15 protein-coding genes are annotated in these 15,557 nt (G+C 61.1%); 3 read left to right on the top strand and 12 right to left on the bottom strand.

The window, feature by feature from the left end; genetic code table 11:
- Window positions 1-203 precede the first annotated feature (203 nt).
- From msrQ to mrcB, 9 genes are all read right to left on the bottom strand, one after another.
- Window positions 204-824: a protein-methionine-sulfoxide reductase heme-binding subunit MsrQ gene (gene msrQ, locus M5G17_RS02625; protein WP_273891449.1), complete on the bottom strand. Its 621-nt coding sequence runs from the start codon at window positions 822-824 to the stop codon at window positions 204-206.
- Window positions 824-1,837, bottom strand: coding sequence for a protein-methionine-sulfoxide reductase catalytic subunit MsrP (gene msrP / locus M5G17_RS02620; protein ID WP_273891448.1), 1,014 nt, complete (start codon window positions 1,835-1,837; stop codon window positions 824-826). The genes msrQ and msrP overlap by 1 nt, the downstream gene beginning before the upstream one ends.
- Before the next feature lie 63 nt (window positions 1,838-1,900).
- Window positions 1,901-2,758, bottom strand: a complete 858-nt coding sequence (gene pssA, locus M5G17_RS02615; protein ID WP_010223018.1) for a CDP-diacylglycerol--serine O-phosphatidyltransferase — start codon at window positions 2,756-2,758, stop codon at window positions 1,901-1,903.
- Between the two features lie 146 nt (window positions 2,759-2,904).
- Window positions 2,905-3,921, bottom strand: a complete 1,017-nt coding sequence (gene ilvC / locus M5G17_RS02610; RefSeq protein ID WP_273891447.1) for a ketol-acid reductoisomerase — start codon at window positions 3,919-3,921, stop codon at window positions 2,905-2,907.
- A 50-nt stretch (window positions 3,922-3,971) separates the two neighbouring features.
- Window positions 3,972-4,463 carry an acetolactate synthase small subunit gene (gene ilvN / locus M5G17_RS02605; RefSeq protein ID WP_010223016.1) on the bottom strand — a complete coding sequence of 164 codons (492 nt, stop codon included), beginning with the start codon at window positions 4,461-4,463 and terminating at the stop codon, window positions 3,972-3,974.
- A gap of 2 nt (window positions 4,464-4,465) precedes the next feature.
- Window positions 4,466-6,190: an acetolactate synthase 3 large subunit gene (locus M5G17_RS02600; RefSeq protein ID WP_130266325.1), complete on the bottom strand. Its 1,725-nt coding sequence runs from the start codon at window positions 6,188-6,190 to the stop codon at window positions 4,466-4,468.
- A gap of 422 nt (window positions 6,191-6,612) precedes the next feature.
- Entirely contained in the window at window positions 6,613-6,942 is a 330-nt protein-coding gene (locus M5G17_RS02595) for a YqcC family protein (RefSeq protein ID WP_273891446.1), read from the bottom strand.
- Entirely contained in the window at window positions 6,942-7,703 is a 762-nt protein-coding gene (locus tag M5G17_RS02590; protein WP_273891445.1) for a tetratricopeptide repeat protein, read from the bottom strand. Before M5G17_RS02590 ends, M5G17_RS02595 begins: the two co-directional genes overlap by 1 nt.
- 24 nt (window positions 7,704-7,727) lie before the next feature.
- Entirely contained in the window at window positions 7,728-10,049 is a 2,322-nt protein-coding gene (gene mrcB, locus M5G17_RS02585) for a penicillin-binding protein 1B (RefSeq protein WP_273891444.1), read from the bottom strand.
- 115 nt (window positions 10,050-10,164) lie between these two features.
- Between mrcB and M5G17_RS02580 the strand changes: the two genes are divergently transcribed.
- The 3 genes from M5G17_RS02580 (at window position 10,165) to M5G17_RS02570 (ending at window position 12,629) form a co-directional block, all read left to right on the top strand.
- Window positions 10,165-11,727, top strand: a complete 1,563-nt coding sequence (locus M5G17_RS02580; RefSeq protein WP_273891443.1) for a bifunctional aminoglycoside phosphotransferase/ATP-binding protein — start codon at window positions 10,165-10,167, stop codon at window positions 11,725-11,727.
- 104 nt (window positions 11,728-11,831) lie between these two features.
- The gene (locus M5G17_RS02575) at window positions 11,832-12,176 is read left to right on the top strand and encodes a pentapeptide repeat-containing protein (RefSeq protein ID WP_273891442.1); all 345 of its coding nucleotides are present in this window, start codon (window positions 11,832-11,834) and stop codon (window positions 12,174-12,176) included.
- A 168-nt stretch (window positions 12,177-12,344) separates the two neighbouring features.
- Entirely contained in the window at window positions 12,345-12,629 is a 285-nt protein-coding gene (locus M5G17_RS02570) for a TfoX/Sxy family protein (protein ID WP_273891441.1), read from the top strand.
- Window positions 12,630-12,824: 195 nt separating this feature from the next.
- Here M5G17_RS02570 and M5G17_RS02565 read toward each other — a convergent pair whose 3' ends face one another.
- Genes M5G17_RS02565 through M5G17_RS02555 form a run of 3 tightly spaced genes read right to left on the bottom strand, consistent with a single transcriptional unit; the run spans window position 12,825 to window position 15,492 of the window.
- Window positions 12,825-13,592, bottom strand: a complete 768-nt coding sequence (locus M5G17_RS02565) for a heme ABC transporter ATP-binding protein (protein WP_273891440.1) — start codon at window positions 13,590-13,592, stop codon at window positions 12,825-12,827.
- Entirely contained in the window at window positions 13,592-14,575 is a 984-nt protein-coding gene (locus tag M5G17_RS02560; protein ID WP_273891452.1) for a FecCD family ABC transporter permease, read from the bottom strand. Before M5G17_RS02560 ends, M5G17_RS02565 begins: the two co-directional genes overlap by 1 nt.
- Window positions 14,576-14,625: 50 nt before the next feature.
- Window positions 14,626-15,492 carry a heme/hemin ABC transporter substrate-binding protein gene (locus M5G17_RS02555; RefSeq protein WP_273891439.1) on the bottom strand — a complete coding sequence of 289 codons (867 nt, stop codon included), beginning with the start codon at window positions 15,490-15,492 and terminating at the stop codon, window positions 14,626-14,628.
- Window positions 15,493-15,557 lie beyond the last annotated feature (65 nt).

Raw genomic sequence — 15,557 nt, 5'->3', positions numbered from 1 at the left:
ATCTCTCGTTAGCGGGAGGCAAATTTTACAGCGTTTCAATTCGCTGTCAACCACCTTTTTTCACCGCTACCGATCTTTCGATCGAAGCCCCTCCGGAATGCCCTGAAACTGCTAACTCGTTGAAACTCAAGGAGTTTTCAGTTCAGACTGCGCCGGAAGTGGGGCGAATTATAGAGAGATTAGATCGGGCGTCAAGCACTTGTTTAAGCTTTTGTTACAGACGCTGTTTTACGCGCAGCCAGGCGCGGGATCCGCCGCTCAAGCGCAGGCATACGCAAGGCCAAGAGGAACACGCCAATAGCCGCATAAATAGACCACTCCTTGAGATCGGCGCGCACCACCCAAAGAAAGTGCAAAAGACCCAAGCCCAGAATCACGTAGACCAACTTGTGCAACTTCTTCCAGCGCGCGCCCAGGCGACGCTGGCTATAGCGATTGGAGGTCACTGCCAAAGCCAGCAGGCCAACAAAGCCCAGCATGCCGACAATGATGTAGGGCCGCTTACTCAGCTCGATACCTAACTGCCCCCAGTCCAGGCCCAGGACAAAGAACATGTAGGCACTCAGGTGCAACACTATATAAGCAAAGCACCACAACCCCAGCTGGCGCCGCGAAACGATCCAGCCCGACCAACCGGTGAGGCGCTGCAAGGGCGTCATGCTCAAGGTTATCAACAGGAAGATCAAAGCCCCCAACCCCAGGCGGTCGACCAGGATCTTGCCCGGGTCCGGGCCAAGGGCTTCCATGGCTGCTTCATACAACCACCACAGCGGCCAGATACTGGCCAGGATGAAAATGCCGAGCCTGAACAGTGGATAGCGCATCAGTAGTTCTTCCGCAGGTCGAGCCCGTTGTACAGCCCTGCCACTTCTTCGGCATAGCCATTGAACATCTGCGTTGGCCGCACATTGGGACTGAACAGCCCGCTGGGCAAGCGCCGCTCACGGGCCTGGGTCCAGCGCGGGTGATCGACCTCGGGGTTGACGTTGGCATAGAAGCCATACTCTTCCGGCGCAATCGCCTGCCAGGTGGTGCGCGGTTGCTCTTCGACCAGACTGATGCGCACGATCGACTTGATGCTCTTGAAGCCGTACTTCCAGGGCACCACCAAGCGCAACGGCGCACCGTTCTGGTTGGGCAGTTCGCGCCCGTACATGCCGACGGCAAGGATCGCCAGCGGGTTCATCGCCTCATCCAGGCGCAAGCCTTCTATATAAGGCCAGTCGATCAGGGCAAAGCTTGAGCGCTGGCCAGGCATGCTCTTGGGGTCCTGAAGGGTTTCGAAGCGAATGAAGCGCGCCTTGGAGGTTGGCTCGACCTGTTTGAGCAGCGCCGATAACGGAAAGCCCAACCAGGGAATGACCATCGACCAGGCCTCAACGCAGCGCAGGCGATAAATGCGCTCTTCCAGTTGGTAGGGTTTCATAAAGTCTTCCAGGGCATAGCGCCCGGGCTTGCCTACCTCACCATCGACCACCACGGTCCAGGGCTCGGTTTTCAGGCTGCCGGCATTGGCGGCCGGATCGCCCTTGTCGGTGCCGAACTCGTAGAAGTTGTTGTAGTGAGTGGCATCTTTGAATGGCGTGATCGCCTCCCCCGGCGCCGTGACCGCTTGCCACTTGGCCGCGGCGAGCTTATCGCTGAACCAGCCAGGCGCCCTGCCCGCCTCGACATTGGCATAACGCGATGCTTCGGCTGCACTGGCCCAGCGCGGTAGCGCGGTGGCCGCGAGGGCAGCCAACGACCCGCCGAGCATGGCGCGGCGCGAGACATAAAGGGATTCGGGGGTGATTTCCGATTCTTTGCAATCGGAGGCTTTGGGCAGCTTGATGAGCATGATGGCTCCGTAGAACTGGAGGACTGATGCACCAGTAGACTACGGAGCCCTAGCGAAATTACATCACTCGATGTTTTTCCGCCGACGCATGCGCAACAGGTATTGCACAGGACCGGAGGCTGCATAGCCGAGGAACACCAGCAGCAGGATGCGCGGTGGATCACTGAAGACTACCGCGAACACCAGCACCACTGCGAGGATCGCTACGAACGGTACGCGGCCCTTGAGGTCCAGCTCCTTGAAGCTGTTGTACTTGATGTTGCTGACCATCAGCATACCGGCCGCAGCCACCAGCAACGCCACCAGGAACGACAGCTTCGAGCCCTGGATACCGTAGTCGCTGAAAGCCCACACGGTACCGGCCACCACACCGGCTGCAGCCGGGCTGGCCAGGCCAATGAAGTAGCGCTTGTCGGCCTTGCCGACCTGGGTGTTGAAGCGCGCCAGACGCAGCGCGGCACCCGCCACATAGATGAAGGCGACCATCCAGCCGACCTTGCCCATGTCACCCAGGGCCCAGCCAAAGGCCAGCAATGCCGGGGCGACACCGAAGGCGACCATGTCCGACAGCGAGTCATACTCGGCACCGAAGGCGCTCTGGGTATTGGTCATGCGTGCCACCCGGCCGTCCAGGCCATCGAGGACCATGGCGACAAAAATGGCGATGGCGGCAAAGGCGAAGTACTTGCTCGCCTCACGTGGATCACCCGCGCTGAGGGCTGCCTGGGCACTCATGGAGTTGATGATCGAATAGAAACCGGCGAACAAGTTCGCAGTGGTGAACAGGTTGGGCAGCAGATAGATGCCGCGATGCCGAACCTTGCGTCCTTCGGCGTCATGCCCTTCTTCAACATGCTCATCGATCGGTAGCAGGCTTTCGGCGTCGGAGGCCTTGTTCGGCTCTTCGGGACGTTCGCTCATGGACATTACCTTGCAACGGTTTGGAAAGTTTCGACTGACGTCTGCGACGAGGGTTCGCCGACAAACGATGAAGCTTTATACCAGAAGCTGACCGCCTAAACGAAAAAACGCGGCCGAAGCCGCGTTTTCATCGCATCAGGTCAAGATCAGTTCTTGGCCTTGTCGACGATTTTGTTCGCTGCGATCCAAGGCATCATCGAGCGCAATTGCTCGCCGATGACTTCGATGCCGTGGGCAGCGTTGTTACGACGCTTGGCAGTCATCGATGGGTAGCCGGTGGCGCCTTCGCTGATGAACATCTTGGCGTACTCGCCGTCCTGGATGCGCTTGAGAGCATTGCGCATGGCCTGGCGGGATTCGGCGTTGATGACTTCAGGGCCGGTCACGTACTCGCCATATTCGGCGTTGTTGGAGATCGAGTAGTTCATGTTGGCGATACCGCCTTCGTACATGAGGTCAACAATCAGCTTCAGTTCGTGCAAGCACTCGAAGTAGGCCATTTCTGGCGCGTAGCCGGCTTCAACCAGGGTTTCGAAACCGGCCTTGACCAGCTCGACAGTACCGCCACACAGAACGGCCTGCTCGCCGAACAGGTCGGTTTCGGTCTCGTCCTTGAAGGTGGTTTCGATGATGCCGGTACGGCCGCCACCGACGCCTGCGGCGTAGGACAGGGCAACGTTCTTGGCATTGCCCGAAGCGTCCTGGTAGATCGCGATCAGGTCAGGAATGCCGCCGCCTTTGACGAACTCGGAACGTACGGTGTGACCTGGCGCTTTTGGCGCGATCATGATCACGTCCAGGTCGGCGCGTGGAACGACCTGGTTGTAGTGGATGGCGAAACCGTGGGAGAAGGCCAGGGTGGCGCCCTTCTTGATGTTCGGCTCGACTTCATTCTTGTACAGCTGGGACTGGAACTCGTCCGGGGTCAGGATCATGACCAGGTCGGCACTGGCGACAGCGCTCGCTACATCGGCAACTTTCAGGCCGTGAGCTTCGGCTTTGGCAACGGTGGCCGAACCCTTACGCAGACCGACAGTGACGTCCACACCGGAGTCCTTCAGGTTGCACGCCTGAGCGTGGCCTTGGGAGCCGTAACCGATGATGGCAACTTTCTTGCCCTGGATGATGGAAAGGTCACAGTCTTTGTCGTAATAAACTTTCATGAAAATACCCCTGTTATCTCGGCCCATAGGGCCATCGCTAATTTTTTGAGTTAGATGCTGAGCACTTTGTCGCCACGGGCAATGCCGGTAACGCCGCTGCGCACTGTTTCGAGAATGGACGCGGTACCGATGGCCTGAATGAAGCTGTCAAGCTTGTCGCTGGCGCCAGTCAGCTGCACGGTATAGACGCTGCTGCTGACGTCGACGATCTGCCCACGATAGATATCGGTGGTGCGTTTGATCTCGGCACGCTGTGCTCCCGTGGCCTTGATCTTGACCAGCATCAGTTCACGTTCGATGTGCGCGCTTTCCGAGAGGTCGACCAGCTTGACGACTTCAACCAGCTTGTTCAGGTTTTTGGTGATCTGCTCGATCACCTCATCATGTCCGACCGTGGTCAACGTCAGACGCGACAGGGTCGGGTCTTCGGTTGGCGCCACCGTCAGGCTTTCGATGTTGTAGTTACGCTGCGAAAACAGACCGACCACGCGAGACAAGGCACCGGGTTCGTTTTCCAACAGCAGGGAAATAATGTGCCGCATGATTAGGTCCGCTCCGTCTTGCTCAGCCACATATCGCGCATAGAGCCGTCTTTGATCTGCATCGGGTAGACGTGCTCGCTGTTGTCGACCTGGATATCGATGAACACCAGCCGGTCCTTCATGGCGAACGCCTCCTCGAGCTTGGGCTTGAGGTCTTTCAGGCTGGTGATGCGGATCCCCACGTGGCCATAGGCTTCGGCCAGCTTGACGAAGTCAGGCAGCGATTCCATGTAGGAGTGCGAGTGACGGCTGTTGTAGGACATGTCCTGCCATTGGCGGACCATGCCCAGAACGCCGTTGTTCAGGTTGACGATCTTCACCGGCAGGTCGTACTGCAGGCAGGTCGACAACTCCTGGATGTTCATCTGGATACTGCCCTCGCCGGTGACGCAAGCAACGTCCTGGTCCGGGAAGTTCAGCTTGATGCCCATGGCCGCCGGGAAGCCGAAGCCCATGGTGCCCAGGCCGCCGGAGTTGATCCAGCGGTTGGGTTTGTTGAAGCGGTAATACTGCGCCGCGAACATCTGGTGCTGGCCCACGTCGGAGGTCACGAAGGCGTCGCCGCCGGTCACTTCGCAGAGGGTCTCGATCACGGTCTGCGGCTTGATCACACTGCCGTCACCCTTCTGGTAAGGGAACATGTCGCGATCGCCACGCCATTCTTCGATCTGCTTCCACCAGGCATCCATGGCGGCTTTGTCCGGCTGCTCGCCGATTTCGCGCAAGGTGGCGACCATTTCGGTCAACACGCTGTCAACCGGGCCAACAATCGGCACGTCGGCCTTGATCGTCTTGGAAATCGACGCAGGGTCGATGTCGATGTGGATAACCTTGGCATTCGGGCAGAACTTGGCCGGGCCGTTGACCACGCGGTCGTCGAAGCGCGCACCGACGGCGAAAATCACGTCAGCGTGGTGCATGGCCAGGTTGGCGGTGTAGCTGCCGTGCATGCCGAGCATGCCGAGGAACTGGCGATCGGTACCCGGATAGCCACCCAGGCCCATCAGCGTGTTGGTGACCGGCAGGTTGAGCATCTGCGCAACTTCGGTCAGGGCATCAGAGCCGCCACCGAGGATGACCCCGCCACCGGCATAAACCACTGGACGCTTGGCGGCCAGGAGCATTTCGGCAGCCTTGCGAATCTGCCCCGAGTGACCACGTACAGCCGGGCTGTAGGAACGCATCTTGACCTTTTTGGGGTAGACGTATTCGAACTTTTCCGCAGGATTGGTCATGTCTTTGGGGATATCGACCACGACCGGACCCGGGCGACCGGATTGCGCCAGATAAAAGGCTTTTTTCAGGACTTCAGGGATTTCCGAGGCGTGTTTGACCATGAAGCTGTGTTTCACGATCGGCCGGGAAATACCGATCATGTCGGTTTCCTGGAAGGCATCGGTACCGACCATGGTGCTAGGCACCTGACCGGAGATGATGACCATCGGGATCGAGTCCATGTATGCGGTGGCAATGCCGGTAATGGCATTGGTTGCGCCAGGACCGGAAGTCACCAGCACCACGCCGGCTTTACCGGTGGCACGGGCATAGCCGTCGGCCATGTGGGTGGCGGCCTGCTCGTGACGCACCAGGATGTGGGTCACTTCAGGTTCTTTGAACAGGGCGTCGTAGACGTGCAGGAGAGCACCACCTGGGTACCCATAGATGTATTTGACGCCTTCGTCGCGCAAAAAGCGGACGAGCATCTCACCGCCAGATAAAAGCTCCACGTTGTTCACCTCTAAAACGCCAGAATACCGTCCACGGTGGACGGGTCTTAATAGGTTTACTGCCAAGCAGAGCATGAGCGACGGAATCGCCGACTACGTCAGCACTGACTGAGCAAGTATTGGGAGCGCCCCAGAGTGTTGCGGGGTTTTCCCACCCAGCGCGAGGTAACGCGTTGCGGGGTGTAACAGGTCGGCGCGGGTGTGCGCCTCATGATCTGCTTAGCGGGTCTGCTTCTGGCAGTCCCTCTACAGCGGAATCTGGATTCTTCTTTTTCGGCGCGCGCAAGTCAAGAAAAATTATTGCCAATTTCGCGCAAGGACGAACCACAGCCACCACTAATGCCGGAGACAGCAGCAGAAAAACAAACAATACAAACAAAAAGAGCCACAATCTGTGGCTCCAAGGGTGAAAAGAGGGAAATTCAGGCAGAAGGACTGATCAATTGGTCAAACTCTGCTAGCAGCCTGCGTAGCTCGCGGCTTTGCTCCGGACGGTCAACGTATACCGTTTCAGCCATGACCAGGATGCCGGAGGCATTGGGCAACGGCAGGCCCCTTTCGAGAATCTCTTTCATTTTTGGCAGAAAGATCCACTGCAGCCACTGATCGAAGCTCATGCTGTCGACCGCAAACGGCACGCTGCTCGCCAACGCTTGCGGCGTAGGCGAAACCTCACTCCACCAGCCTTGGGCATGCAGTTCGTGCTCGATCAACAGCAAATGATCGGCGATATCAAGAATACGTGGGTCCATTACAGGTTGACCTGGGCTTTCTGCCGGGCTAGCGCTGCGCCAGCCGAGTCACCCTGCTTCTCGCGCGACTGGGCAATGATGTTCCACAACCCGGCCTGCAGGTCAGGACGGCCGTTGGCGTAAGTCAGTGCGCGGCGCGCCAGTTGCTCGGATTGCGCGGCATCACCCTGGGCCAGGCGTACCTGTGCCAGGCGATAAAGCACTTGCGGCTCGCGCGGGGCGATGCGCTGGGCACGCTCCAGGCTCGACGAAGCACCGTTGTAGTCGCCACCGCTCTGTTGCTGCTGGGCGGTGGTCAACAACGCCAGCACCGGGCCGTCGAGTTGCTCATCAGCCGACAAACCGCCGCTGGCAGCGCTGGAGCGTGGAATACCGCTCGGCGCACTGGGTGCGCTGGTGCTTGGCATGGTGTAGCTGCCGGCGTTGGTCGAACTGCTGTCGAACGGTGCCGAGCTGCTCGGGCCCGGGGTAATCGGACCGGTGCTGATCGGTGCGGCGCCGGTAGAGGCCGGGAAAGTCTGGATCGGCGCCGCACCGGCACCTTGCGGCACCATGACCATTACCCCGGAATCCTGCGGCACGGCTTGCGCCTGACGCGTACCGTTGTTGACCTGCGCAGGCGCGCCACGGTTGGCCGTGACCCGCTCGCTGTTGGACACCCGGGTACTGGAATCGACCACGGGAATCGAGCCGCGCGGATTGCTGGCGCAGCCGTTGAGCAAAGTCAGCGCCGTCAAGGCTGGAAACAACCACTTGTTCACTGCACACCCTCTTTAGGCTAATGCTTAATTCATCCAACCCTTGACCCAGTCCATGACGGACTCGGCAGGATCCGGCTCACCACCACAGGCGGCTCCGGCCGGCGGTTCACTGCCACGAATATACGGCATCTGCACGGCGCCCGGGCAACTGGCATCCGAACCCTGGCCGCTGTGCGGATCGATCCAGGCTTGCACCACGTTATCGGGCAACGGCATGTCCAGCGGCAGCGGGTCGGCCTTGCGCATGAAACTGGTCCAGACCTGCAAGGCACCGGTGGCGCCGGTGAACGGCGTCTTGCCGTTGTCGTCACGGCCCAGCCACACCACCGCCAGCAGGTCCTGGCTGAAGCCTGCGAACCAGCTGTCACGGGAATCGTTACTGGTACCGGTCTTGCCCGCCAGGGTCAACGAGCTTGGCAGCACACTGTAGACCGAACGCCCGGTGCCTTCGCGCATCACCCGCTGCATGGCGTTCTGCACCAGATAAATGGCGCCCGGGTCGAAAGTTTGCTGGATCTGGAACGGGTAACGCTTGAGCGGTTCGCCCTCGGCGGTCAGCACGCTGCGAATGCCACGCATCGGCGTGTTGAAGCCGCCGTTGGCCAGGGTCTGGTACATGGTCGCAACCTGCATCGGCGACATGCCGCCGGCGCCGAGCATCATCGACGGGAAGGCTGGCCAGTCGACATTCACGCCCAGCCGGCCGATGGTCTTGAGCACATTGGGCACGCCCAGTTCCAGGCCCAGCTTGGCGGTCGACAGGTTGTAGGAGTTGGCCAGGCCCTGATACAGGTAAATCGTGCCATGGGAGCGCCGGTCATAGTTCTGCGGCCGCCACACCTGGCCGTCAGCCCCCTTGACCGAGAATGGCTCATCCTGCACCCAACTGGTCAGGGTGTACTTGCTCGGTTTTTCCAGAGCAGTCAGGTACACCGCAGGCTTGACCAGCGAGCCGATCGGCCGTACGGCATCGATGGCGCGGTTGAAGCCGGCAAAACCGGCCTGGCGGCTACCGATCAGGGCCTGGACTTCACCGGTCTCCGGGTTGGTCACAACCATGGCCGCTTCGACTTCATCAGCACCCTTGCGCCCGGCCAGGCGCTTGAAGGTCTCACCCATGGCAGCTTCCGACTTCATCTGCAGGATCGGATCGAAGCTGGTGAAGATGCGCAGGCCTTCTTCGGTCAAGTCTTCGTCACGGTAGTCCTGGCGCAGCTGGCGTTTGACCAGGTCGAGGAAGCCTGGGTACGAGCTGTCGGCCAGACTGCCACGCTTGGTGACGTCCAGTGGCATTTTCTTCGCCGCGTCCACCGCTTCCGGGGTGGCGACGCCCTGCTCGGCCAGCAGGTCGAGTACCAGGTTACGCCGCACCGTGGCCCGCTCCGGATAACGCCGCGGGTTGTAGTAGGAAGGGCCCTTGACCATACCGACCAGCAAGGCGATCTGATGCAGCTTGAGCTCGGACAGCGGCTGGCTGAAGAAGAACTGGCTGGCCAGGCCGAAGCCGTGCACCGCGCGCTGGCCATCCTGGCCGACGAACACTTCGTTGAGATAGGCCTCGAGGATTTCACGCTTGTCGTAATGCAACTCGAGCAGCAAGGCCATCATCGCTTCATTGAGCTTGCGGCTGAGGCTGCGTTCGTTGGTCAGGTAGAAGTTCTTCACCAACTGTTGGGTCAGGGTACTGCCGCCCTGGCGCATGGCACCGGACGAGGTGTTGACCCACACCGCCCGGGCAATCGACTTGGGTGACACGCCAAAGTGGCTATAGAAGTCGCGGTCTTCCACGGCCACCAGGGTTTCCAGCAGATACGGCGGCACCTGATCGATGTTGATCAGGATACGGTCTTCGAGGTTTTTCGGGTACAGGCCGCCGATCAGCAGCGGCTCCAGGCGCACCACATCAAGTTTGGTGCCGTTGGCACCGCTGAGGCCGGCAACATAGTCGCCAGAGAAGCGTACGCTGACGCCCTGCGCCGGTTCCATGCCTTCATAGAACTGGAAGCCGCGGGTGTTGAGGTCGACGCTGTTGCCATTGACCGCCGCTGCGCCCGGACCGTTGGCGACGCTTTCGCGGCGATAGCCGAGGGCATCGAGCTCGATCAGGAAGTCGGCCTTGCTCAACTTCTGCCCGACGAACAGCTCCAGCGGGCGAGCGTACACCTTGGCCGGGATGGTCCAGCGCTTGCCGGAGAATTTCTCCTGGACCACAGCGTCGAGGTAAATGGCATAACCCGCCACCAGCACAAGGCCGACCAGGCTGAGCTTCAATGCCCAGCCCAGCCAGGCACGCGAGCGGCCAGACGGGCGTTTTTTAGCGGTACGGGAGGATCGGGATCGAGTCATGGCGGCGGATTATACGCACTTTATCGTTCATCGACAGGCGCCCTCCGGCGGTTTGCAGCAGCCACGCTTGCGGCCATAATGGCCGATTCGAATCTCCGACCCAGAAGGATCGCCCGTGAGCCAAGCCTTGATCACTGCCCTGCAGAATCCCGCCCTGTTCCCTCATCCTGTGAAGGCTTTTCAGGTCATCGAGACGCATATCTCCTGGGTGCTGCTCACCGGTGACTATGCCTACAAGATCAAGAAGCCGATGAACTTCGGCTTCCTGGATTTCACCGAGTTGTCCCAGCGCGAGCACTTCTGCAACGAAGAGCTGCGCCTGAACCAGCGCCTGACCGAAGGCCTGTACCTGCAAGTGCTGCCGATCACCGGCAGCGCCGAAGCCCCGCAACTGGGTGGCGAAGGCGCGTCGATCGAGTACGCACTGCAGATGCGCCAGTTCCCGCAGAGCCAGATGCTCAGCACCCTGCAGGCCAATGGCGAGCTGACCGCCGCGCACATCGACCAGATGGCCGAACAGATCGCCCGCTTCCACCTGGCCGCACCGAAAGTCGCGGTCGAGCACCCGCTGGGTACGCCAGACAGCGTCATGGCGCCGGTCGAGCAGAACTTCGAGCAGATTCGCCCATTCCTGTCCGACAAGGCTGACCTGCAGCAGCTCGATGCGCTGCAAGCCTGGGCCCACGACAGCTTCAAGCGACTGCACACGCTGCTGGACAAGCGCAAAGCAGAGGGCTTTATTCGCGAATGCCACGGTGACATCCACCTGGGCAACGCCACCCTGATCGACGGCAAAGTGGTGATCTTCGATTGCATCGAGTTCAACGAGCCGTTCCGCCTGACCGACGTGTACGCCGATGCCGCCTTTCTGGCCATGGACCTTGAAGATCGCGGTCTGAAATCGTTGTCGCGCCGTTTCATCAGCCAGTACCTGGAACTGACCGGTGATTACGCCGGCCTGGAACTGCTGAACTTCTATAAGGCCTACCGTGCACTGGTGCGGGCCAAGGTCGCCCTGTTCAGCATGCCGGCCAACGCCGATGCCGTGCAGCGCGCCACCACCCTGCGCACCTACCGCAACTATGCCAACCTGGCAGAGAGCTACAGCGCCATCCCTTCGCGCTTCCTGGCCATTACCCACGGCGTTTCCGCAGTGGGCAAGAGCCACGTGGCCATGCGCCTGGTTGACGCCCTGGGCGCGATCCGCCTGCGTTCGGACGTCGAGCGCAAGCGCCTGTTCGGCGAACAAGCCAGCGCCAATGCCGGCCAGCTACAAGCCGGCATCTACAGCGAAGACGCAAGCCAGGCCACCTACCAGCGCCTGCATAAACTGGCTCAAACCATCCTGCGCGCCGGCTTCCCGGTGGTGATCGACGCCACTTACCTCAACCAGGAGCAGCGCCAGGCCGCCGCCGGCGTTGCCAGCGAAACCGGCGTGCCGTTCCTGATCCTCGATTGCAATGCCCCGGACGCAGTGATCGCCAGCTGGCTGGCCCAGCGCCAGGCCGACCAGAACGATCCGTCGGATGCCACCCTGGGCGTGGTCAAGGCCCAGCAGGCCAGCCGTGACCCGCTCAGCGCCGAAGAGCTGCTGCAAAGCAAGCGCGTGGAAACCAACGAGAGCGGCAGCCTCGATCTGCTGGTCAAGCAGATCCGCCAGCGCCTGCCTGGGCTCTGATGTAGCCCAGGACGTGAAGCAGTCGACACTTCACGCCTGATTCCAGGCGCCTCCGCAATGATGGCACTATAATGCCACCATAAGCTCAAACAAGGAGGCGCCTCATGAATCAGCCACGGCAACTGGACAGCGCGCTGTATGCGTTGGTGCATGACGAACAGATCGCCAGCTTCAATCGCGAGAAACCCAAGGACGGCACTGTCGATTTTCGGGGCGGTGATTTCCGTGGACTTGACCTGCGCGAGCTGGACACCCGCGGCATCGATTTCACCGATGCCTATTTCCGTGCTTCCGACCTGCGCGGCCTGGACCTGCGTCATAACGGCCTGGAAGGTGCGAGCCTTGCCCACGCGCAGATTTCCGGAACCTACTTCCCTAGCGAACTGAGCGCCGACGAGATCCTCATGTCGGTCAACTTCGGCACACGCCTGCGTTACCGCACACGCTGACACTATAGGATGAAATGCCCACCGGCTGCGGCTTGGCGGGCAGCGTTCGGCTACCCGTCGGCACATGGATGGCAAAACGCCGCGTATTTTCCAAGTGCCGCTACACTCCTCTTTGACCTGCTCGCGATTCCTTAATCAAGACCCGTTCAGCCGTCGCAAGGAGGCTTGATGAACGATGAACTTCAGCATCTGAAAAACCTTGGCAAGACTTCTGCGCAATGGCTGCATGCGGTCGGCATCCACAGCGCATCCGACCTGCGCCGACTGGGTGCGGTAAGCGCCTACAAGGCCGTACGTACCCGTGGCTTTCGCGCCTCGAAGGTGCTGCTCTATGCGATTGAAGGCGCCTTGCTCGATGTGCACTGGAACGATATTCCAGCCGAACGCAAGGAAGCCCTGAACCAGGAACTCGACAGTAAACCCGCCCTGACGAAAAATAATCGAGATTTTTGAGTCACGATGCTTGACTACGAAATGAGAATCGTTATGATTATCACAACTGGTCGCGAGACTGGTTGGGTAACCTGAAAGCCCCTGGTTCGGACTCTCAGATTATCTCCTCATCAGGCTAATCACGGTTATTGACCCGGCACTTTGCCGGGTCTTTTTTTGCCTGATGTTTTCTCGGCCCCACACCCAACCTGCCTGCTAGCGAGCAATGATCAACGGATGCCCGCGCTCGGGATGCGGCTGCACCAGTACATCAATGCCAAACACGGCCTTGAGTGCGTCAGGACGCAACACCTGCTGCGGCGTATCCAGAGCATGGGCGCGGCCCTGTTCGAGCAGCAGGATGCGGTCACAGTAGCGCGCTGCCAGGTTCAGGTCGTGAAGGATAACCAGCACCGCCGCACCGCGGTCGGCGAACTCGCGTACCGCTTGCAAGGTGGTGTGCTGGTGCAACGGGTCGAGCATCGAGGTGGGCTCGTCGAGCAGCAGGATTCGCCCCTCCTCCCCGGGCCATAGCTGGGCCAGCACCCGTGCCAGGTGCACGCGCTGACGCTCGCCACCGGACAACGCCAGGTAACTACGCCCGACCAGATGGCTGGCGTCGGCCGCTTGCAACGCCGCGTCGATAATCTGCCGGTCACGTTCAAGGCCGCTTCGGTGCGGCAAGCGGCCCATGCCAACCACCTCCTCGACCCGGAAGGCAAAGCCGAGGCTGGACACCTGCGGCAATACCGCCAGACGTTGGGCGCGCTGCTGGCCGGGCCATTCGGACAGCCCGTGATCATCTAGGGTCACCCGCCCCTGGCTCGCCTCCAGCTCGCCACACATCACCCCGAGCAGGCTGCTCTTGCCCGCCCCGTTGGGGCCCAGTACCCCCAGCACCTGACCGGGCTGCAGCGCCAGGCTGATGTCGCTCAGGACCAGGTTCGCGCCTCGACGCAGGGACAGGTTCTCGACTCGCAGCATCAGGCGCGCCCTCGCAACAGCAGGTAGAGGAAAAACGGTGCGCCGATAAATGCGGTAACAATACCGATCGGCAGCTCCGCGGGTGCCAGCACCAAACGGGCGATCAAGTCGGCAAACAACAGCAACGAAGCACCGGCCAGCAGCGACGCCGGTAGCAGCACACGGTGATCGGGCCCGGCCAGCAAACGCACCAGATGCGGCACCACCAGGCCGATAAAGCCGATCAGCCCCGCCGCCGCGACCGCCGCGCCAACACCCAAGGCGGTACAGAACACCAGTTCGCGCTTGAGCTTCTCGACTTCGATGCCCAGGTGCCGGGCTTCGGACTCGCCCAGCAGCAAGGCATTGAGGGCCTGCGCCCGGCGCGGCAACCACAGCGAGACCAGCACGGCGACCAGCACCAGTGGCCACAGGCGCTGGTAACTGGCGCCATTGAGGCTGCCCAGGTTCCAGAAGGTCAGGGTGCGCAAGGTGGCGTCATCGGCCAGATAAGTGAACAGCCCCACTGCCGCGCCGGCCAAGGCGGTCAAGGCGATACCCGCAAGGAGCATGGTCGCCACGTTGGTCTGGCCATCGTGGCGGCCCAGTCGGTACACCAGTGCAGTCACCCCCAGGCCACCAAGAAACGCACACAGGGACAACAGATAAGGCGCGAGCACCTCAGGGATGCCACCTACCCATGAGCCGCCAACAATCGCTACCGCTGCGCCAAGCGCGGCGCCCGCGGAAACACCAACCAGGCCAGGGTCAGCCAGGGGATTGCGAAACAGGCCTTGCATTGCCACCCCGGACAGCGCCAGCACCGCGCCCACCGCCAACCCCAGCAGCGTACGCGGCAAGCGTATCTGCCCCAGGATCAACTCGGCCTGCTCCAGCCCTTCGCCGGCCACCGGCAGCCCGATCAGCCGCGCGCCAGCACGCAGGGTATCGAACAATGGCAGGCTGACCGGCCCCAGCGCCAGCGACAGCCAGATCGCCAGCAGACACAGCAGCGTCAGGGCGACGAACAGCGTGCGCGGTTTGACCAGCCGGTTCATTGCGCGGTTGGGTAGAAGGCTTGGGACAGGCGCTGCAAGGTCACGGGCAGGCGCGGGCCCAGACCTCCGACCAGCAGGGTCGGGTCCAGCTCAATCAGGCGTTTGTTACGTGCGGCACGCGAAGCGTTCAGAGCAGGGTTTTCCTTGAGCAGTGCCTGCAAGGCCTGGTCACCGCTCAAGCTGCGGTCGGCGAATACCAGTACATCGGGATCGAGGGCCGCCAAGGCCTCCACCGAGAAGTTCTTGTACCCCTCGTTGTCGGCCAGATTGCGCGCACCGGCTTGCCGGAGCAACCAGTCGCCGGAGGTGCCTTTGCCAGCAATCATCGGCTTGGAGCCGGCATGACCGACCAGCAGGATCACCCCAGGGGCCGCCTGGGTGCTTTGCAACTGTTTGATCTTGCCCTGCAGGGCATCAAGTTGCTGGCGGTAGTCGGCAAACAACTGTCGAGCCTGTTGTTCATTACCGAGCAGATGCCCCAGCTTTTGCAGGTTGCCTTCCACTGCGCCCAGGTCGGCCTTGCTCGACAGCAGTTCGACCTTGACCCCGGCGCCACGGATTTGCGCCAGCACCGGCGGCGGGCCCATTTCCTCAGTGCCCACCAGTACATCCGGCCGCAGACTCAGCACGCCTTCGGCGGACAGTTGGCGCTGATAACCAACGCTTGGCAATGCCTTGAGCGATGCAGGATGCTGGCTGGTGGTATCGACCCCGACCAGCTTCTGCTCGCCCCCCAGCGCCGTCACCCACTCGCTCAAGGCCCCACCGGCGCTGACCCAGCGCTGCGGCAAGGCTTCGGCCTGGGCCAGGGTGTTGAACACAAGACCGGCACACAGGGCGATCAGGCGGGCACGTGGGCGCATAACAGGCTTCCTTGAATGAGGAGGAGCGGCAATCCGGGTGGATAATGCCGGGGACGCACGGTATA

It is taken from the genome of Pseudomonas rubra, from assembly GCF_028656935.1.
Classification (GTDB): Bacteria; Pseudomonadota; Gammaproteobacteria; order Pseudomonadales; family Pseudomonadaceae; genus Aquipseudomonas; species Aquipseudomonas rubra.
The sequence above is the reverse complement of the archived record's forward strand: the minus strand, read 5'-3'. Positions and strand labels throughout refer to the sequence as shown.